The following is an 18,918-nucleotide window of genomic DNA, read 5'->3' as shown; positions in this document are numbered from 1 at the left end:
ACTCTTCGTGAGTTAAGGCCCCCAGCTAGACCACTGGGTTGATAGGCCAGAGGTGGAAGACCGGTAACGGTTGGAGCTGACTGGTACTAATAGGCCGAGGACTTGTTACAAAGACGCTACGCATCCACTGTGCGGTTCTGGAAGAACAACCAGGACCGATCGAACCCGCCGGCAGGCTTGTTTGCTGCTGGTGTCGGGGTTCAGGTTGTAATTTCATAGTGTTTCGGTGGTCATAGCGTTGGGGAAACACCCGGTCCCATTCCGAACCCGGTAGTTAAGCCCTTCTGCGCCGATGGTACTGCACTGGTTACGGTGTGGGAGAGTAGGTCGCCGCCGAACTTACGTACAGAAAACCCTCGAGGGTCGAGCGCCACAAGCGCTCCCCTCGGGGGTTTTCTGCGTTCGCCGGCTTCGGCGCGATCATCAGCGCCACCGTGCGGTGAGGAAGGCGCGTGATACGCCGAGTTCCTGGCTGCCCGGTACCTTCTCCACCATGCACAACGAGCACCGCACCGCCCGAAGGTCAGCCGGCGTGGGAAGGACCGCAGACCTCGCCACGAACCCGTTCCGGGTCGACCGCGACCGCGTGGCGAGCTCCCCGTTCTTCGCGAGGCTCGGCGGAGTCACCCAGGTCGTCAGCTCCACTGGCTCGGGCCTGCTCGTGCACAACCGCCTCACCCACAGCCTGAAGGTCGCCCAGGCCGCACGCGCCATCGCCGAGCGCCTGACCAACCGCCCTGAGCTGACCGCGGTGCTCGAGAAGCTGGGAGGGTGCGACCCCGACGTCGTCGAGGCCGCCGCCCTCGCGCACGACCTGGGGCACCCGCCGTTCGGTCACCTCGGGGAGCAGGTCCTCGATCGGCTGGCCCGGCACAGGTTCGGGCTGCCGGACGGGTTCGAGGGCAACGCGCAGTCGTTCCGGATCGTCACGACCACGGACGTGCGCGGCCCGAAGGCACTCGGCCTCGACCTGACCGTGGCGGTGCGGGCGGCGATGCTGAAGTACCCGTGGACGCGGCACGAGCCGCTCGGCCTGCCGGTCGCGCCCCGGGGTGCGGCCGAGCCGGACGACATGCCGGGCACCGGCAGTTCGAAGTTCTCCGCGTACGTGACGGAGATCAGCGACCTGCGGCAGGCGCGCGAGCCGTTCGAGGGTCGCGTCGAGTCGTGGCAGCAGACCGTCGAGGCGAGCGTCATGGACACCGCGGACGACATCGCGTACGCGATCCACGACCTCGAGGACTTCCACCGTGTCGGCGTGCTGCAGCACGCGACGGTCGCGGCCGAGCTCGGCACGTGGCAGGCGCAGGCGCTCGACCTCGCCGGGCTGAGCGACGCCGAGCTCTACGCCGAGATCCGGATGCCCGGGCGGTCGCTGGAGACGCTCCGCAGGCGCATGCACCTCAAGGACTCCTGGGTGATGAGCGACGAGGCGTTCGCGATGGCGGTGCGCAAGGTGAGCAAGGAACTCGTCGACGGGTTGCTGTCGGTGCCCTTCGACGGGTCGGTCGAGGCCGAGCAGGCGGTCGCCGGGTTCAGTGCCCGGTGGACGCGCCGGCTCGTCGACGCGGTCGGGGTGATCGAGGAGCCCACGCCGCGGTCCGGGCACGTGGTGCTCGCGGTTCCACAGTGGCACGAGGTGCAGGTGTTGAAGTTCGTGCACCGCCGCTTTGTGTTGCTGCGCCCGGATCTGGCTTTGCACCAACGTGGACAGGCGCGTTTGCTCAGTTCGCTCGTGGACGCCCTGGAGCAGTGGGTGACCGACCGGGCGGAGGCGGACCGGTTGCCGCGCAGGTTGCACGATCTGGTGGAGCTGGCCGAAACGGAGTACGCGGCGCTCGCCCGGACGGAGCCGTCCACATTGGTCGGTGCCGCCGGTGAGCTGCCCGTTGGTCCTGATGCCGTAAGGGGATTGGCACGTGGGCGTGCGGTCGTCGACTTCGTTGCGTCACTCACCGACAACCAGGCAGCCGCACTGCTGGAAGCCCTTTCCGGGCGAACCGGTCAGTTGTGGACTGACGCTTTTGTTCTGTGAAGTGTGATTGCGTCTGCTAAGTGGGAAGTAGCCCAATCGGATGCTGACTGTGATCACGCAAGCACCATACGTTGGCGCCTCGACCGGGAATCTCCGGTCGCAGGCCGCGTGCTCGGGGGCACGCCAACGTTCGGGGGAGAAACTCCTGTGCGCCGATCTCGAAGAGGCACGACCTTAGTCACCGCAGGTACCGCAGTTCTTCTGGCCGCACTCACCGCAGTCACGCCGGCGTCCGCTGATCCGGGCAAGGCGTCCAAGTCCATCAGCGACCGCACGGCAGCGCAGATCTCCGCGCTGCAGAGCATCAAGAAGTCGCTCACCCCTGCCGAGTCCAAGGTGGACAGCGCACTGGTCGTTGAGGCGCGCAAGCGCGTCTCAACTGGTACCACGAGCGCCCTTCCGCAGGTGCAGACCGGCGTTGCCGTGACGCCGAAGTCCACCACTCTCGTAGACATCCGTGCCAAGCAGTACTCCGAGGACCTGGTCAACGCTGTCCGCGCGGCGGGCGGACAGATCCGGGCAGTGTCCCCCGAGCACCGCACTGTGCGCGCGGAGGTTCCGGTCGCGAAGATCGCCGAGATCGCCGGGCGTTCCGACGTCGCCCGTGTCGAGCCGGGTAGCGACGCGATGACCCAGGACGTGAAGAACAAGAAGGACACCAGGTCCCGCAAGGCTCCGTCCAAAGAGGACAAGTCGAGGGAGGTCGAGCGCCGGCTCTCGGAGAAGCAGCTCTCCGTCCAGGCCGCCAAGGTCGCGGAAAGCGACAAGGCGCACAACGCCGAGGCCGCACGCGCTTCCTTCCGCGTGACCGGTGTCGGCGTGAAGCTCTGCGCGCTGTCGGACGGTGTGGGTTCGCTGGCCGTGTCGCAGGCCTCCGGCGAACTGCCGGCCGTCGACATCGTGCCGGGTCAGGCGGGTTCCGGTGACGAGGGCACCGCGATGCTCGAGATCCTGCACGACCTCGCGCCCAACGCCGAACTCGGCTTCGCCACGGCGTTCAACGGCGACGCGAGCTTCGCGGACAACATCAAGAAGCTGCGCTTCGACCTCGGCTGCGACGTCATCGTCGACGACGTCATCTACTTCAACGAGTCGCCGTTCCAGGACGGCATCATCGCGCGCGCGGTGGACGCGGTCGTCGCCGACGGCGCGATGTTCTTCTCCAGCGCGGGCAATCAGGGCAACGTCGAGGACGGCACCTCCGGCCACTACGAGGGCCAGTTCGTCGACTCGGGTGTGGGCGTCGGCAAGTTCGCCGGTTCCGCGCACGACTTCAACCCGGACCCGAACGCCAAGCAGCTGTTCAACCCGCTGTCGAACTTCTCGGGCGACACCCCGACGGTGCTGCACTGGGCCGACCCGCTCGGCCAGTCGGCCAACGACTACGACCTCTACCTGGTCAACGCCCAGGGCAACGTCGTCACGTTCAGCCAGAACAACCAGGACGGCGCACAGGACCCGTACGAGCGCATCAACACCCCGGCGAGCTCGACCGGGACGCGCCTCGCGGTCGTGAAGTACCGCGGTGACGACAAGTACTTCGCGCTGTCGCTGTTCGGTGGCCGCTTCGCCGACACCAACGATGGCCTGAAGAAGTACGTCACGCCGGGCACCACCCGCGGCCACTCGGCGGCCAAGGGCGCGATCTCCGTCGCGGCCGCACCCGCCGCCGCGGCACTGCCGTTCGACCTCGAACCGGGCGACCCCGCCAACCCGAAGGGCCCGTACCCCAACGCCTTCGACGGCACGCAGAAGCCGGAGCGCTTCACCTCCGACGGACCGCGCAAGACGTTCTTCGCACCGGACGGCTCGCCGCTCGCCGAGACCCGGCAGAAGCCGGACATCACCGCGGCCGACGGCGTGACCACGTCGGTGCCGGGCTTCGCGCCGTTCTTCGGCACGTCGGCCTCTGCTCCGAACGCCGCCGCCATCGCCGGCCTCGTCCTGTCCGGCAACCCGACGCTGACGCCCGCCGAGGTCAAGGAAGCCCTTGTGGCCACGGCGATCGACATCGTCGAGTCCGGTGTGGACAACCGCACCGGCGCCGGCATCGTGATGGCCGACCGCGTCCTGCAGTACACGGGTGCGTCGCCGCAGGCACTGGCTCGCGCGCAGAAGCCGACGATCGTCAACGACGCCGACGGAAGCGCTTTCCTCAAGCCGGGCACCAGTGCCACGGTGACGGTGCCGGTGGCCAACAACGGTGACGGCTCGGCCGCGTCGACCTCGGTCGTGCTGTCGACGACGTCGGCCGGCGTGACCATCGCGCCGCGCTCCAAGTACTACGGCAACATCGACCCGGGCCAGACCGTCAGCAACACCTACAAGGTGACCGTGCCGGCCTCGGCCGCGCTCGGTTCGGCGGTCAAGCTCGACGCACGCGTGACCTACGCGGGTTCGACGTCACCGACGACGAGCTCGTTCACGCTGCGCGTGGGTGAGCCGTCGCGCGACTTCAAGTCGTTCGCGTACACCGGCGCACCGGTCGCCATTCCGGACAACGACCAGACCGGCGCCTCGATCCCGCTGGCCGTGACGGGTGTCGGTGCGGCGTCGAACCTGAAGTTCTCCGTGGACGGCGCGACGTGCTCGGCCACCGAGGGCTCCACGACGGTCGGCATCGACCACACCTTCGTCGGCGACCTGGTGGGCACGCTCACCTCGCCGTCCGGCAAGTCCGTGACGCTGTTCTCGCGGGCGGGCGGCACCGGCAACAACATCTGCCAGGCCGTGTTCGACGACGCGGCCACGTCGCCGTTCTCGAGCGTGACGAGCGCCAACGCGCCGTTCACCGGCTCGTGGAAGGCGGGTGCGCCGCTGTCCTCGCTGACCGCGGAGCCCGTCGACGGCACGTGGGTCTTCAAGGTCGCCGACGTGGTGGGCTCCGACCGCGGTTCGATCCGCTCGGTGACCCTCAGCGCCGCCGGCTGGGTCTGATGACCTGAGCTCGACGCAACGGAAGGCCCCCGGCTCGCGAGCCGGGGGCCTTCTCCGTGCCGTCCTGACGCCGGAACGGCGACAGGGGCGCCTCCCGGATCGGGAAGCGCCCCTGACGTCGTCCAAGCCTTGCTAGCGGTTCGGCCACTCCCACCGGATGCCGAACACGCCGGGACCGAACCCGAGCGCCACGGCGTGCACGCCGCCACCCGAGTCCAGGGTGAGGTTGCGCCGCCGCGAGGGCGTCTCGTCGCCCGCGGGCACGCTGTACTGCTGCACGCGCGAAGGCAGGTTCGTCTCGTCGAACCGGACCTCGATCACGTACTCGCGCACCGGCAGCCGGAACTTGCGCGCGAACGTGTTGTTGCCCTTGGGTGCGTGGCCCTCGGGGAACACCAGCTGGTATTCCATGATGAGGGTCTCGCCCCGGGCCAGAGGCCGTTCGAACATCATCTCCGCGACCATGATGTTGGCCTCGTGGTCACGGGCGATCCGGCCGAGGTGGCAGTTGCGCACGTTCAGGATCTCGGGGAGCACGTCGGACTCCTCGGTCTCGAACACGAGCGCCCAGCGGTCGGGCCCGTCCTGTTCCGCGCGGAGGATCTGCCGCACCCACACGGATTTCTGCCCGCCGTCGGCAGAGATCTCGATGCGGTCGTGCTGGCTGATCCGGCCGAGCTTCAGGTCAGAGGACGTGTCGACCTTCGAGAGCAGGTTCGCGACCCGCTCCCTTCGCGCCCACAGGGCGTCGATCGGCATCATCGTCGTCGGGCGGCAACGGCGGCCTCGCGGACGAGGTGGACCGAGCAACGCCGACAGACCCGACTGAGGCACTCCCAGAACCGACTCGAGGTGCCGCAGCGCCTCCAGTGATTCAGGGCGTTCAGGCCTTCGTCGTCCTGACTGCCAGTAGCTGAGCGTCGCGACGCTGATGGTCACTCCGCGCAGTGCCAACCGGTGCTGGATGCGGTCGAGACTGAGTCGGCTAGCCTTGATCGCCGCCCTCAACGCTTCCGGGAACGGTCCCGTCGTCAAGAGTTGCGTAAGGCTGCCGTGACCCGTCGAGTCAGTGTCCTCGACGGTCAGTGTTGGTCGACCGGCAGCAGTCGTCATGGTGACTCCCCGCTGTCATAAGATCACGCCCCAGTGACCCTACCCGTCCGTGAACATCGCTGGTCGGAGCCGGATGGAGTCAATGGTTAATCCATACGGTTGATGAGTTCACGCTTTCGAGACTCATCTGTCAAGTGAATCGAACCCATCAGTAACATCTCTGTGCGTTCACGGCCTGTGTCGGACCGGTTCTACTGCGTGCATGATGATCGGCCTCGGCCACGGGGCTCAGGGGGTGGCGGCCAGGTGAGCAGGGTGCGTCCGGTGCCCGGTGGACGGGCCGTCGAGGTCGAGCCGGAACGGGTTGCCGGTTGGATCGACCGGTTCGCGGACCGGCACGGTGCGACCGAGGTCCGCGTGACCGAAGCCGAGGTCGTCATCACCGCAGAGGACGGCGCGACGGCCACGTTCGCGACGCGCGGCGGTACCTCTCTATTAGAGGTAGTTGAAAAGTTGACGGAGCCGCGAAGGATCGGGCTGGTCCTCGTGCGGCTCGGCGGCCACAGCGTCGGGGTGGCGTTCGGCGGCAAGGTCGAGGTGTCCGCCACGGACCGCAAGCAGGTCCACGGCCGCATCCGGGCCGGCGGGTGGTCGCAGCAGCGGTTCGCCCGGCGGCGCGAGGGCCAGGCCAGAGTCGCGCTGCAGGCCGCCGCGGACGACGTGGCCAGGGTGCTCGTGCCGCGGCTCGCCGACCTCGACGGCGTCGTGCTGGGCGGCGACTGGCAGGCACTGGACGTGCTGCGCAACGACCGCAGGCTCTCGGGCGTCTTCAGCAGGGCCGAGGACCGCGTGCTGGACGTGCCGGAACCTCGGCGGACGGTGCTGGACGAGGCCGCGGAACGAGCCCGCTGCGTCGAGATCGTGATCCAGGACACACGGGCAACCGGACCGGGGCTCAGCCACATGGATACGGGTGAGGGTGCCTGATCCTGGCGCCACTGACCTGCTGGAGCTGCAAGTGCGCAAACGAATGGTGATCGTGGCCGGAGCGGTCGCGCTGGGTGCCATCGGCATCGCGGTGCCCGCCCTCGCGCTGAGCGGTGGCGGCAGCGCGCCCCAGCCCACGACCTCGGCTCCGCAGCCGCCCACGTCGTCCCCGGTCTCGACCAGTCCCACCGTGCCGCCACCGTCCTCGACCGCGCCCGAGGTCACGCCGACCGCGGTTCCGCCGTCGTCGTCGAAGCCGAACCACCCGCCCACGACCGTGCTGCCACCGTCGTCACACCCGGCGTACCCGCCGACGACCGCGCCCCCGTCGGTCCTGCCGACGCCGCCGGTCAGCCACAGCCCCAGCCCCACGACCTCGGCCCCGCCCGCCACGACGCCGGCGCCGTCGTCCACCGCCCGGTAGGGAGTCACCTCTGAACTGGGAGGCCGAGTTCACCGACTGCTTCGACCGGTACGCCGACTCGATGCGGTTCACCGCGTTCTTGTTGTGCGGGAACTGGCACGAGGCGGAAGACCTCATGCAGTCGGGGTTCTTGAAGCTGTACCTGGCCGGTCCGAAGCTCTCGGACCGGTCGGGGCTGGAGCCGTACCTGCGTCAGATCGTCGTGCGGACGTTCCTCGCGGAGCGTCGCAAGGTGCGGTGGCGCAGGGAGAAGCTGACTGACGCACCCCCAGAGGGCCTGTCCTCCGTCACCGCGGCGGAGGACAGGCTCGTGGTGTGGCAGGCGCTCACCGCCGTGCCCGCACGGCAACGCGCTGTCCTCGTGCTGCGCTTTTGGCACGATCTCAGCGTCGAGGACACCGCGACGGCGCTGAACTGCTCGACGGGCACGGTGAAGTCGCAGAGCAGCAAGGGCCTGGAGACGCTGCGGCGCAAGCTGGGACCGGAGTTCGACCACTTGAGGCTGGAGGTGTGATGGTTCGCGAAGACGACCTGAGGGCGACTTTCTCCGCTCTGCACCAGGAAGGGGCGCCGCCGCGTGCCGTCACCGCGGCTGATCTGATCCAGCGCGGCCAGGCCGTGCGGTCCCGGCGCCGCACCATCGCGGTGGTCGGCAGCGGGCTCGCGACCGTGGGGGTCGTGGCCGTGGCGCTCGCCGTGCTGCCGGCCGCGGCGCCCCCGGAACCGGCGACACCGGGGCCGTCCTGGACGACGTCGCAGGTTCCGCCGACCACCTCGCCGTCGTCGCCTTCCGTGCAGCCGACGCCGACGACGCTGAGCCCGCCCAGTTCGCACGCCCCGCAGACACCACCGGTCCAGTCGACGACCCCGCCCGGCTTTACGACGCCGCCGCCCGGCTCGGTGTCGAACCAGGGCGTGCCGCCGACGTCCGTGCAGCCACCCTCGTCGTCCTCCGCCGCTCATTCGGTGCCGCAGACCTCGCGCTGAGCGGCATGATCCGGGCCATGAGCGCTCAGATCCGCCTGGTCGAGATCACCGATGCCAATCGCGACGCCGTGGTCGCCGTGCGCGTGCATCCAGCGCAGGAGCGGTTCGTCGCCTCCGTCGAGAAGTCCTTCGCGGACGCTCGGGACAACCCCGAGGCCAAGCCGTGGTTCCGCGCGGCCTGCGACGGCGACGTGCCGGTCGGGTTCGTGATGCTGAGCTGGGACAACGTTCCCGGTCCCGGCCTGTGCGGGCCGTACTTCCTGTGGCGCCTGCTCGTCGGCGCCGAGCACCAGGGCCGCGGTCACGGCCGCGCGATCCTCGACGAGGTCGTGGCGTTGCTGAGGGCCGCCGGGGCCACGGAGCTGCTCACCAGTTGCGTGCCGGGGGAGGGGTCGCCGGAGCCGTTCTACCGCGGGTTCGGGTTCGTGCCCACCGGAGAGGTCGACGACGACGGCGAGATCATCCTGCGGCTTGAGCTCGGCTCGCGACCGTGAAGTGCCGGTCCGCGCCGGGGGACTCCAGCTCGTCGAGCACCGCCACGGCGAGGTCCTCCGCCGAGATCGCGGACGGACCCGTCAGCAGCTCGTCCGTGCCGCGCCGGTAGGAGCCGGTGCGGTCGCCGGGTTCGAGCAGCGCGGGCGGGCTCAGGTACACCCAGTCGGCCTGGTGGGCGCGGCACTCCGCCAGCTGGCGCATGCTCGCCTCGGCGACGGGACGGATGTGCGCCGGCACGTACCGCTCGTCGTCGAGTACGAGGCCGGTGCCGTCCGGTGTGCGCAGCGGGGCGGCGCCTCCGACGACGACAACCCGTGTACGTGTCGCGAACGCCGCGTCGAGCACCACCGCCGAGGTGACGCCCGTGGTGGCCACCACCGCACTGTCCACTCCGGACAGGACGCCGTCCATCAGCTCCCGGTCGGTGGCGTCACCGCCGGCGCGGCGGGAGACACCGGTCACGTCGTGCCCGCGCCGCACCGCCTCGGCGACGACCCGCGAACCGACCATGCCGGACGCGCCGACAACTGCGATCTTCACTGGAGAACTCCTTTGGCGAGAACGGGTGCCGGTCGCTGGCTGGCCACGATCGCGGCGAGGGCGAGTGCGAACCCGGTGAGCTGCAGCGGGTTCAGGGTCTGGCCGAGGACGACGACGCCGAGCACCGCCGCGACCATCGGGGACAGCAGGCCGAGCATCGAGACGGACGTGACCGGCAGCGTGGTGATCGCGCGGAACCACAGCACGTAGGCGAGCAGGCCGCCGACACCGCCGAGCCACAGGTAGCCGAGCAGCGCGGTGAGGCCGATCGCCGGCGGCGCGCCCTCGAACAGGAACGTCACCGGCGCCAGGAACAGCCCGCCCGCGGTGAGCTGCCAGCCCGCGAACGCCGTCGGGCTCGCCCCGTCCGGCCTGCCCCACTTCTTCGTCAGCGTCACGCCGAGCGCCATGGTCGCGGCGCCGCCCAGTCCCGCCAGCACACCGACCAGGTCGAACCCGGCCGCCGGGCCGAGGACCACGAGCCCGACGCCGAGCATGCCGATCACGCCCCAGGCGAGCCGCCACGCGGACGGGCTCTCCCTGAGCACCCCGACCGCCAGCAGCGCCACCACGAGCGGCTGAGCGGCGCCCAGGGTGGCCGCCACGCCACCGGGCAGGCGTTCGGCCGCGATGAACAGGAACGGGAAGAACAGGCCGATGTTGAGCACTCCCAGCGCGGCCGCCTTCGCCCACCACGACCCCCGCGGCAGCGTCCTGGTCAGCGCCAGCGCGATCAACCCAGCGGGAAGCGCGCGCAGCAACCCCGCGAAGAGCGGGTGACCCACCGGCAGCAGTTCGGTCGTGACCACGTAGGTCGAACCCCAGACCACCGGTGCGAACGCCGCGAGCGCGGTGCGGGAGAGGTCGCTGTTTCTCACGTCGTCCAGTGTTGGTGCGCTCGATCAATGAGTCCAACACATGCTTTTCATCCGATCCATCGTGATTCAAGATGGATGCCGTGGAGCTCCAGCAGATGCGGTACGTGGTTGCGGTCGCCGAGACGGGCAGCTTCACCAAGGCCGCCCGTCAGTGCCTGGTCGTGCAGTCGGCGTTGAGCCACCAGATCGCCCGTCTCGAACGGTCGCTGGGCGCGCGGTTGTTCGAACGCACCAGCCGCAGCGTGCGGCTGACCCCGGCGGGCGCGGCGTTCCTGCCGTCCGCGCGGCAGTGCCTCGACCTGGCCGAACGGGCTGAGGCCGAGGTCGCGGCGGCGGTGGGGGAGGTGCGCGGACGGGTGGTGGTCGGCGTGATCCCGACCGTTGCCGCCGTGGACCTGCCGGCCGCGTTGAAGGTGTTCCGTGAGCGGTATCCGCAGGTGCGGGTCGCGTTGCGGATGCAGTCGAGCTACGAGCTCGTCGACCAGGTGCGGCAGGGAGGCCTCGACCTCGCGTTCCTCGGCCTGCCGCTCGGGGTGCGGCCGGAAGGCGTGCGGGGGCGGGAGCTGGCGCGCGACGAGCACGTGGCCGTGATGGCGCCGGAGCACCCGCTCGCGCGGCAGGAGTCGACGAACCTGCGGACCCTGGCGGAGGAGCTGTTCGCCGACTTCCCGGCGGGGTCGCCGGGGCGGACGCAGTCGGACCAGGCCTTCTCGATCGCGGGGCTGCACCGTGAGGTCGCGTTCGAGGTGACGACCGCGGAGTTGATGGCGGGGCTGATCCGGGAGGGGCTCGCGGTGGCCGTGCTGCCGTCGCGGTACACGCCGCGGCTGAGCGGGGTGGTGACCGTGCCGATCGTGGACGGGCCCTCGCGGGTGGAGCACCTCGTGTGGAGCGCGGGCGGGCTGACCCCGGCGGCCGCGGCGTTCCTGGACGTGCTCGGAGTGCCCGAAACTGCCGGTGGTGCCTGAGAGGATGAAAGCAGGGGACCCCCTGCGGAGGACCCCTGCTCGAGCGTGGACCGCGGCGCCGCGGCTCAGCCCGCGGTGCCCGTGGCGAGCAGACCCCCGTCGACGCGGATGGTCTCGCCGGTGATCCACGAAGCGCCGTCCGAGCACAGGAAAGCCACGAGAGAGGCGATGTCCTCCGGCGTGCCGAGGCGCTTCATCGGGTACTGCTGCGAGGCTTCCTCCTCGCGGCCGACGTAGAGCGCCTCCGCGAACTTCGTCTTCACCACGGCGGGCGCGACGGCGTTCACGCGCACCTTCGGGCCGAGCTGCCACGCGAGTTCCTCGGTCAGCCGGATCAACGCCGCCTTGGACGCGCCGTACGCGCCGATCACGCCCGTGGACCGGATGCCGCCGACCGACGCGATGTTCACGACCGCGCCGCCGTGCTCACCCATCCACGCCTTCCACGCGAGCTGCACGAAACCGAGCGCGGCCACCACGTTGACGTCGAAGATCTTCTTGACGGCGTTCAGGTCCGCCTCCACCAGGAAGCCGAACTGGGGGTTGATGCCGGTGTTGTTCACGAGCACGTCGAGGCGGCCGAACTCCTCGACCGTGCGCGCCACAGCCTCTTCGCGCGACGCGTCGTCGGCGGCGTTGCCCACGACCGCGAGGACGCGACCGCCCGTGTCGGCTGCCAGCTGCCTGGCCGCCTCGTCCAGCTGGTCGGCCTTGCGGCCCGTGATCGTGACGGACGCGCCGCGGGAGAGGAGCTCGCGCGCGATGCCGTGGCCGATGCCGCGGGACGCGCCGGTGACCAGCGCGGCCTTGCCCGAGAAGTCTTCGCTCATGGGCCGCAATCTATGCGTCCCGCCACAGGTGGGAAATTCGATGGTCGCGATCCCGTAGGATGGTTGCGTGATCCTCCTGGAGTAGGCCGAACCGGACGTGCCATCCCTTGCCATGCCCGGAGTTCTTGTAGCTACTCGGAGTTTCTTTTGATCACCGCAACTGACATGGAGTTGCGCGCGGGCTCACGCATTCTCGTGAGCGGCGCCAACCTGCGCGTTCAGCCCGGCGACCGCATCGGCCTCGTGGGCCGCAACGGTGCCGGCAAGACCACCTCCCTGCGCGTTCTCGCCGGTGAGGGCCAGCCCTACGCGGGCACCATCATGCGCAAGGGCGCGCTCGGCTACCTGCCGCAGGACCCCCGCGAGGGCGACCTGTCGGTCATCGCCAAGGACCGCGTGCTGTCCGCGCGCGGTCTCGACCAGCTGCTCCGCGACATGGAGAAGGCCCAGTCGAAGATGGCCGAGCTGGTCGACCCGGACCAGCTCGACGTCGCCGTCGCCAAGTACGGCAAGCTCGAAGAGCGCTTCTCCTCGCTCGGTGGCTACGCCGCCGAGTCCGAAGCCGCTCGCATCTGCTCGAACCTCGGCCTGCCGGACCGCGTCCTGGCGCAGCCGCTGAGCACGCTGTCCGGTGGCCAGCGCCGCCGCGTCGAGCTGGCCCGCATCCTGTTCGCCGCGTCCGAGGCGGGCATCGGTGCCAAGTCGAGCACGATCCTGCTGATCGACGAGCCCACGAACCACCTCGACGCCGACTCGATCACGTGGCTGCGCGGCTTCCTCAAGTCGCACGACGGCGGTCTCGTCGTGATCTCGCACGACGTCGAACTGCTCGACGAGGTCGTGAACAAGGTGTGGTTCCTCGACGCGATGCGCGGCGAGGTCGACATCTACAACCTGGGCTGGAAGAAGTACCTCGAGGCCCGTGCGACGGACGAGAAGCGCCGCCGCCGTGAGCGCGCCAACGCCGAGAAGAAGGCCGGCGCGCTGATGACGCAGGCCGCCAAGATGGGTGCGAAGGCCACGAAGGCCGTTGCGGCGCAGAACATGGCGAAGCGCGCCCAGAAGCTGCTCGACGGTCTCGACGACGTGCGCCAGAGCGACAAGGTCGCGAAGATCAGCTTCCCGTCGCCCGCCCCGTGCGGCAAGACCCCTTTGATGGCAGAGGGTCTGAGCAAGTCCTACGGCTCGCTGGAGATCTTCACCGGCGTGGACCTGGCCGTCGACAAGGGTTCCCGCGTCGTCGTGCTCGGCTTCAACGGCGCCGGCAAGACGACGCTGCTGCGGTTGCTGGGCGGCAGCGAGAAGGCGGACGCCGGTGGCGTCGTGCCCGGTCACGGCCTGAAGATCGGCTACTTCGCGCAGGAGCACGAGACGCTCGACCACAACGCGTCGGTGTGGGAGAACATCCGCCACATGGCGCCGGACGAGCAGGAGCAGCGGCTGCGGTCGTTGCTCGGCACGTTCCTGTTCAGCGGCGAGCAGCTCGACCAGCCCGCCGGCACGTTGTCCGGTGGCGAGAAGACGCGGCTGGCGCTGGCCGGCCTGGTGTCGTCGGCGGCGAACGTGCTGCTGCTCGACGAGCCGACGAACAACCTCGACCCGGCCTCGCGCGAGCAGGTGCTCGACGCGCTGCGGCGCTACGAGGGTGCCGTCGTCCTGGTGACGCACGACCCCGGCGCGGTCGAGGCGCTGGAGCCCGAACGGGTCATCCTGCTGCCCGACGGCACCGAGGACCACTGGTCCGAGGACTACCTGGACCTCGTTCAGCTGGCGTGATCTCCACCCGTCAAAGGATTACCGAGCGCGTTCTGTGATCAACTGAGTGTGATCGAATCGACCGTTCACCGATCTCTTTGCTTGATCACCTGGCGTTCTGCCGGTTCCTGTTCGATCATTGCGACGACAGGGGCCGTCAAACGGCCCACCTGCTCGTACGGAAGGCGGGACAAGGTGGCTGACCTGAAGAAGGGTGCCCGGATCACCGGCGCCACACGGGACAAGCTGGCCGCTGACCTGAAGAAGAAGTACGAAAAGGGCGCGAGCATCCGGGCTTTGGCGGAGAGCACCGGGCGTTCCTACGGCTTCGTGCACCGGGTTCTCTCAGAATCCGGGGTCACGCTGCGCGGTCGCGGTGGCGCCACCCGGACGAAGAAGAAGTAACCAGAACTCAGACTGCTACTCTCCGGTAACTAGCTTCTAGTCCGCCGGAGGTAACGACCATGCCAGTGCCTTCCATCGACGCTGGTGTGCTCGAGCGCGGTGGCGTTCGGCTCACGATCTCCGGGCCGCGCGCGACCATCACGCTCGATCGTCCCGACGTGCTGAACGCGCAGACGCCGGCTACCTGGCAGGCGTTGCGGCACATCGGCGAACAGCTGGACCCGGACGTCCGAGTCGTGGTCGTCCGGGGCTCCGGCCGTGCCTTTTCGGCAGGGCTGGACCGGCGGATGTTCACCGGTGAGCCCGTCGACGGCGAACCCGGTGGTCTCGGCGCGATCCTGTCGCTTCCCGCTGCGGAGGCCGACGCCCGCATCGCGTCGTACCAGGCCGGGTTCACCTGGCTGCGCGACCCCGCACGCGTGACGATCGCCGCGGTGCAAGGGCATGCCATCGGCGCGGGTTTCCAGTTGGCGCTGGCGTGCGACTTCCGCGTGCTCGCCGAGGACGCGCAGTTCTGCATGGCCGAGACCGGGCTGGGTTTGGTGCCCGACCTCGGCGGCACGCTGCCGTTGGTGCGGCTCGTGGGGTACTCGCGCGCGGCCGAGATGTGCGTGACCTCCCGCCGGGTGTCGGCGCAGGAGTCGCTGCGGATCGGCCTCGCGAACTCCGTCGTGCCCGCGGACGGGCTCGACGGCGCCGTCGACGAGCTCGTGGCCGCCGTTCTCAAGCCGATGGCCGGAGCCGTGTCAGAGACGCTGGCGTTGATCCTGGCCGCCGCGGAGTCGCCGACGGCCGAAGCGCAGCTCGCGCTGGAGCGCGCCGCCCAGCTGCGCCGGTTGCAGTCGTTCGCGGCCCTGTCCGCTCAAAGCTGAACCTTTCCGCCGCTGTAGCGGTCCGCGAAGGAATTGTCAGACCGCTGTGCTGTTCTAGACAGCGTGGACGGATACAGCTCTTGGCGATTCATGATGGGAGCGGCCTCGGACGCGCCTTCGAAGGTGCGCCGGGGCACGTTCCGCCGCGTTCTGGCCTTCGCCCGGCCGCACCGGGCGAAGCTGCTGGTGTTCCTGCTGCTGACGGTCGTCTCGTCGGTTCTCGCGGTGTCGACGCCGTTGCTGGCCGGCCGCGTGGTCGACGCGATCGTCCGCGGCTCCGTGCCGTCCGTGGTCGTGTGGCTGGCCGTGGCGATCGCGCTGATCGCCATCGTCGACGCGGGCTTGGGCCTGGTCGAGCGCTGGCAGTCGACGCGCATCGGTGAGGGCCTGATCTACGACCTGCGTCGTGCCGTGTTCGGCCACGTGCAGAAGATGCCCGTCGCGTTCTTCACGCGCACCCGCACCGGTGCGCTGGTCTCACGCCTGAACAACGACGTGATCGGCGCCCAGCGCGCGTTCACCTCGACGCTGTCCGGCTTCGTCACGAACATCATCCAGCTGGTGCTGTCGCTGGCCGTCATGTTCACGCTGTCGTGGCAGGTCACCGCCTTGGCGCTGGTGCTGCTGCCGGTGTTCGTGCTGCCCGCCAAGCGGATGGGCCGCCGCATGGCGGACATGCAGCGCGAGGCGTCCACCCTGAACGCCTCGATGGTCACCCAGTCGACGGAGCGCTTCTCGGCGCCCGGCGCGACGCTGGTGAAGCTGTTCGGCCGTCCGGCCCGCGAGGAGGAGGAGTTCTCCGAGAAGGCCGCGCAGGTCCGCGACATCGGCATCCGGACCGCGATGGCCACCCGCTGGTTCATGACGGGCCTGACGCTGGTGTCGGCGCTGGCGCAGGCGCTCGTCTACGGCCTGGGTGGCTACCTCGCGCTGACCGGGCACCTGGCGGCCGGCGCCGTGGTGTCGCTCGCGCTGCTGCTGACCCGCCTGTACGCCCCGCTGACGGCCCTCGCGAACGCGCGTGTCGACCTGATGACGGCGCTGGTGTCGTTCGAGCGAGTCTTCGAGGTGCTCGACCTCGACCCGATGATCAAGGAGAAGCCGGACGCCCGCCCGGTGCCCGACGGCCCGGTGTCGGTCGAGTTCGAGGACGTGCGCTTCGCGTACCCGTCGGCGGACAAGGTGTCGCTGGCCTCGCTGGAGTCCGTGGCCACTTTGGACACCCGCGGCGGTGAGGAAGTGTTGCACGGCATCAGCTTCAAGGCGGAGGCCGGTCAGCTGGTAGCCCTGGTCGGCTCGTCCGGCGCGGGCAAGTCCACCCTCGCGTCCCTCGTGCCCCGGCTCTACGACGTCGACTCGGGCTCCGTTCGTCTGTCCGGAGTGGACGTCCGAGACCTGACCTTCGAGGCGCTGCGCGCGTCCGTCGGCGTGGTCACCCAGGACGGGCACCTCTTCCACGACACCATCCGCGCCAACCTGGAGTACGCCTCACCCGGCGCCACCGACGACGACCTGTGGGACTCGCTGCGCAGGGCCCGCCTGCTCGACCTGGTGGCCTCGCTGCCGGACCAGCTCGACACAGTGGTCGGCGAACGCGGCTACCGCCTGTCCGGCGGCGAACGTCAACGCCTCACCATCGCCCGCCTGCTGCTCGCCAAGCCGCGCGTGGTGATCCTGGACGAGGCCACCGCACACCTGGACTCGGAGTCCGAGGCCGCCGTCCAGGAGGCGCTGACCGAGGCGCTGCACGGCCGCACGTCGCTGGTGATCGCCCACCGCCTCTCGACGATCCGCGCGGCTGACCAGATCCTGGTGCTGGAGCACGGCGACATCGTCGAACGGGGCACGCACACCGAGTTGATGACGGCCGAGGGCCGCTACGCCGACCTCTACAACACCCAGTTCGCCGAGCCCCCGGTGGTCGGCGTGCTGCCGACGCCGAAGTTCAGCGAACGCGTCGAGGTGTCGCAGACGAACTGACCCCGCGGCCGGTCGCCAGAGGAGCGCGGACGGCCGGGTGGGCGGTGAGCCCACCCAGCCGATCGGCTGGGTCGCGGCTCATCCTCCCGACCGGGTGATCGGCTGATGTCCCGGAGATCCCGTTCCGCCACGGTGAGAACCACCAAGGCGGAAGGGATCGGGATGAGCAACTCCGGGGGCGGGCATGTGAGCCGGCGAGCGCTGATAGCCGGTGCGGTGGCGGCGGGTGGTCTGATGGGACAGGGCCGGGCGGTGGCGGCGGCCGGTCCGGCTGCGCAGGGCGGTGCCGTGCGGATCGCGCCGGGCGATGTGCGGTACGAAAACCTTCTGCGGGGCAACAACTTCCGGTTCGCCGGGCAGCCCGACGAGATTCGGGTGGCGACCTCGGCCGACCAGGTGGTCCGTGCGGTGGACGAGGCGGTGCGGGCCGGGCGGCGGATCGCGGTGCGCAGTGGTGGGCACTGCTTCGAGAACCTCACGGCCGCGCCGGAGGTCCGGACGTTGCTCGACCTCTCGGGGATGAACGACGTCGGGTACGACGCGCGGCGCAACGCGTTCTCGGTGCAGCCGGGGGCGACGCTCGGGCAGGTGTACCGGACGTTGTGCGCGGGGTGGGGTGTCACGATCCCTGGCGGTGGGTGTCCGGAGGTGGGAGCCGGTGGGCACATCGCGGGTGGTGGGTACGGGCCGTTGTCGCGCCGGTACGGGGCCGTGGTGGATCACCTCTACGGCGTCGAGGTCGTCGTGGTCGGCAAGGACGGCCGGGCGCGCGTGGTGGTCGCGACGCGGGAGCCGGGGGATCCCCACCGGGAGTTGTGGTGGGCGCACACCGGGGGAGGTGGCGGCAACTTCGGTGTGGTCACCAAGTACTGGTTGCGGTCGCCGGACGCCGGCGAACGGTTGTTGCCGCCGGTGCCGCGGAACATGGTGCAGCACGTGGTCTTCTGGGACTGGGGGCAGCTCACCGAGGAGAAGCTGAGCGGATTGCTGCGCAACTTCGGCACGTGGCACGAGCGCAACAGCGCGCCGGGTGCGCCGCAGGCCGGGTTGTACGGGATCCTCGAGGTCAAGCACCAGGCCGGCGGAGTGGCGATGCTCGCGGTGCAGGCCGATGCGGACCTGCCGGGCGTCGACGCGATGGTGACGGAGTTCGTGGGCGCCGTGTCGGCAGGTCTCGGGCTCACGCCGGTGTACGACCTGCGCAAGACGATGCCGTGGCTGCACCGGATGACGTGGCCGGGCACCGGTGAGCCGGGCGACGTGCTCACCCGGCGGTACAAGATCAAGGCCGCCTACCTGCGCCGGTCGTTCGCCCCGAAGCAGCTGAACGCCTTGTGGCGCAACCTCACCAGCCCGAGCGGCGGGGCGGGGAGCGTGTTGCTGATCGGGTACGGCGGCCAGGCCAACGCGGTGAAGCCGCAGGACACCGCGATCGCGCAACGGGACGTGGTGATGAAGGCGGTCTACCAGTCCGTCTGGATCGAGGAACACGAAGACGCGGCCAACCTCGCCTGGGTGCGCGAGCTCTACCGCGACGTGTACGCCGACACCGGTGGCGTGCCCGTGCCGAACGACGTCAACGACGGCTCCTACATCAACTACGCCGACGCCGACCTGGCGGACCCGGCGTGGAACACCTCTGGCGTGTCCGCGCAGCGCCTCTACTACAAGGACAACTACCCGCGCCTGCAACGGATCAAGGCCCGCTGGGATCCGCGCAATGTGTTCACTCACTCACTAGCGATCGAACCTGGCTAGGCTCCCGAACCAGG

17 protein-coding genes and 2 rRNA genes are annotated in these 18,918 nt (G+C 69.7%); 15 read left to right on the top strand and 4 right to left on the bottom strand.

The annotated features are described in order from the left end of the window. The 4 genes from LX88_RS41170 to LX88_RS41155 all read left to right on the top strand — a co-directional run. A 23S ribosomal RNA gene (locus LX88_RS41170) occupies positions 1–110 on the top strand; the annotation flags it as partial. 112 nt (positions 111–222) lie between these two features. Continuing rightward, positions 223–339 (top strand): 5S ribosomal RNA (gene rrf, locus LX88_RS41165). A gap of 154 nt (positions 340–493) precedes the next feature. Continuing rightward, entirely contained in the window at positions 494–2,035 is a 1,542-nt protein-coding gene (locus tag LX88_RS41160) for a deoxyguanosinetriphosphate triphosphohydrolase family protein (protein WP_258953162.1), read from the top strand. A 147-nt stretch (positions 2,036–2,182) separates the two neighbouring features. Further along, the gene (locus tag LX88_RS41155; protein WP_258953161.1) at positions 2,183–4,972 is read left to right on the top strand and encodes a S8 family serine peptidase; all 2,790 of its coding nucleotides are present in this window, start codon (positions 2,183–2,185) and stop codon (positions 4,970–4,972) included. A 132-nt stretch (positions 4,973–5,104) separates the two neighbouring features. Here LX88_RS41155 and LX88_RS41150 read toward each other — a convergent pair whose 3' ends face one another. Then, on the bottom strand, positions 5,105–5,911 hold the full coding sequence (locus LX88_RS41150; RefSeq protein ID WP_245983909.1) for a hypothetical protein: 807 nt from the start codon (positions 5,909–5,911) through the stop codon (positions 5,105–5,107). A 420-nt stretch (positions 5,912–6,331) separates the two neighbouring features. On the opposite strand from LX88_RS41150, the gene LX88_RS41145 reads away from it, so the two are divergent. Genes LX88_RS41145 through LX88_RS41125 form a run of 5 tightly spaced genes read left to right on the top strand, consistent with a single transcriptional unit; the run spans position 6,332 to position 8,917 of the window. After that, a complete protein-coding gene (locus LX88_RS41145) occupies positions 6,332–7,012 on the top strand; it encodes an acVLRF1 family peptidyl-tRNA hydrolase (RefSeq protein ID WP_258953160.1) in 681 nt (226 codons plus the stop codon). Between the two features lie 31 nt (positions 7,013–7,043). Beyond that, positions 7,044–7,436 carry a hypothetical protein gene (locus LX88_RS41140; protein WP_258953170.1) on the top strand — a complete coding sequence of 131 codons (393 nt, stop codon included), beginning with the start codon at positions 7,044–7,046 and terminating at the stop codon, positions 7,434–7,436. Between the two features lie 10 nt (positions 7,437–7,446). Next, on the top strand, positions 7,447–7,950 hold the full coding sequence (locus LX88_RS41135; protein ID WP_258953169.1) for a SigE family RNA polymerase sigma factor: 504 nt from the start codon (positions 7,447–7,449) through the stop codon (positions 7,948–7,950). Further along, the gene (locus LX88_RS41130) at positions 7,950–8,423 is read left to right on the top strand and encodes a hypothetical protein (protein WP_258953159.1); all 474 of its coding nucleotides are present in this window, start codon (positions 7,950–7,952) and stop codon (positions 8,421–8,423) included. The genes LX88_RS41135 and LX88_RS41130 overlap by 1 nt, the downstream gene beginning before the upstream one ends. A 17-nt stretch (positions 8,424–8,440) precedes the next feature. Next, positions 8,441–8,917 (top strand): GNAT family N-acetyltransferase, encoded by a 477-nt coding sequence (locus LX88_RS41125; protein WP_258953158.1) that lies wholly within the window; start codon positions 8,441–8,443, stop codon positions 8,915–8,917. Here LX88_RS41125 and LX88_RS41120 read toward each other — a convergent pair. After that, positions 8,883–9,458 carry an NAD(P)-dependent oxidoreductase gene (locus LX88_RS41120; RefSeq protein ID WP_258953157.1) on the bottom strand — a complete coding sequence of 192 codons (576 nt, stop codon included), beginning with the start codon at positions 9,456–9,458 and terminating at the stop codon, positions 8,883–8,885. The two genes, LX88_RS41125 and LX88_RS41120, sit on opposite strands and share 35 nt — an antisense overlap. Continuing rightward, complete coding sequence (locus LX88_RS41115) at positions 9,455–10,336, bottom strand: EamA family transporter (RefSeq protein ID WP_258953156.1); 882 nt, start codon at positions 10,334–10,336, stop codon at positions 9,455–9,457. Before LX88_RS41115 ends, LX88_RS41120 begins: the two co-directional genes overlap by 4 nt. An 80-nt stretch (positions 10,337–10,416) precedes the next feature. Between LX88_RS41115 and LX88_RS41110 the strand changes: the two genes are divergently transcribed. After that, on the top strand, positions 10,417–11,304 hold the full coding sequence (locus LX88_RS41110) for a LysR family transcriptional regulator (RefSeq protein ID WP_258953168.1): 888 nt from the start codon (positions 10,417–10,419) through the stop codon (positions 11,302–11,304). A 65-nt stretch (positions 11,305–11,369) separates the two neighbouring features. Here the strand turns inward: LX88_RS41110 and LX88_RS41105 are convergent, their stop codons facing one another. Next, positions 11,370–12,134, bottom strand: coding sequence for an SDR family oxidoreductase (locus tag LX88_RS41105; RefSeq protein ID WP_258953155.1), 765 nt, complete (start codon positions 12,132–12,134; stop codon positions 11,370–11,372). A 147-nt stretch (positions 12,135–12,281) separates the two neighbouring features. Here LX88_RS41105 and LX88_RS41100 point away from each other — a divergent pair, with 147 nt between their 5' ends. From LX88_RS41100 to LX88_RS41080, 5 genes are all read left to right on the top strand, one after another. After that, positions 12,282–13,910: an ABC-F family ATP-binding cassette domain-containing protein gene (locus LX88_RS41100; RefSeq protein ID WP_090065172.1), complete on the top strand. Its 1,629-nt coding sequence runs from the start codon at positions 12,282–12,284 to the stop codon at positions 13,908–13,910. A gap of 174 nt (positions 13,911–14,084) precedes the next feature. Further along, positions 14,085–14,294, top strand: coding sequence for a helix-turn-helix domain-containing protein (locus LX88_RS41095; protein ID WP_030473247.1), 210 nt, complete (start codon positions 14,085–14,087; stop codon positions 14,292–14,294). Between the two features lie 59 nt (positions 14,295–14,353). Further along, positions 14,354–15,166 carry an enoyl-CoA hydratase/isomerase family protein gene (locus LX88_RS41090; RefSeq protein ID WP_258953154.1) on the top strand — a complete coding sequence of 271 codons (813 nt, stop codon included), beginning with the start codon at positions 14,354–14,356 and terminating at the stop codon, positions 15,164–15,166. A 93-nt stretch (positions 15,167–15,259) separates the two neighbouring features. Then, complete coding sequence (locus LX88_RS41085; protein ID WP_258953153.1) at positions 15,260–17,146, top strand: ABC transporter ATP-binding protein; 1,887 nt, start codon at positions 15,260–15,262, stop codon at positions 17,144–17,146. A gap of 162 nt (positions 17,147–17,308) precedes the next feature. Beyond that, complete coding sequence (locus LX88_RS41080) at positions 17,309–18,904, top strand: FAD-binding oxidoreductase (RefSeq protein WP_258953152.1); 1,596 nt, start codon at positions 17,309–17,311, stop codon at positions 18,902–18,904. Positions 18,905–18,918: the final 14 nt, after the last annotated feature.

The organism is Lentzea californiensis, assembly GCF_024648825.1.
Taxonomy (GTDB): Bacteria; Actinomycetota; Actinomycetes; order Mycobacteriales; family Pseudonocardiaceae; genus Lentzea; species Lentzea californiensis.
The sequence above is the reverse complement of the archived record's forward strand: the minus strand, read 5'-3'. Positions and strand labels throughout refer to the sequence as shown.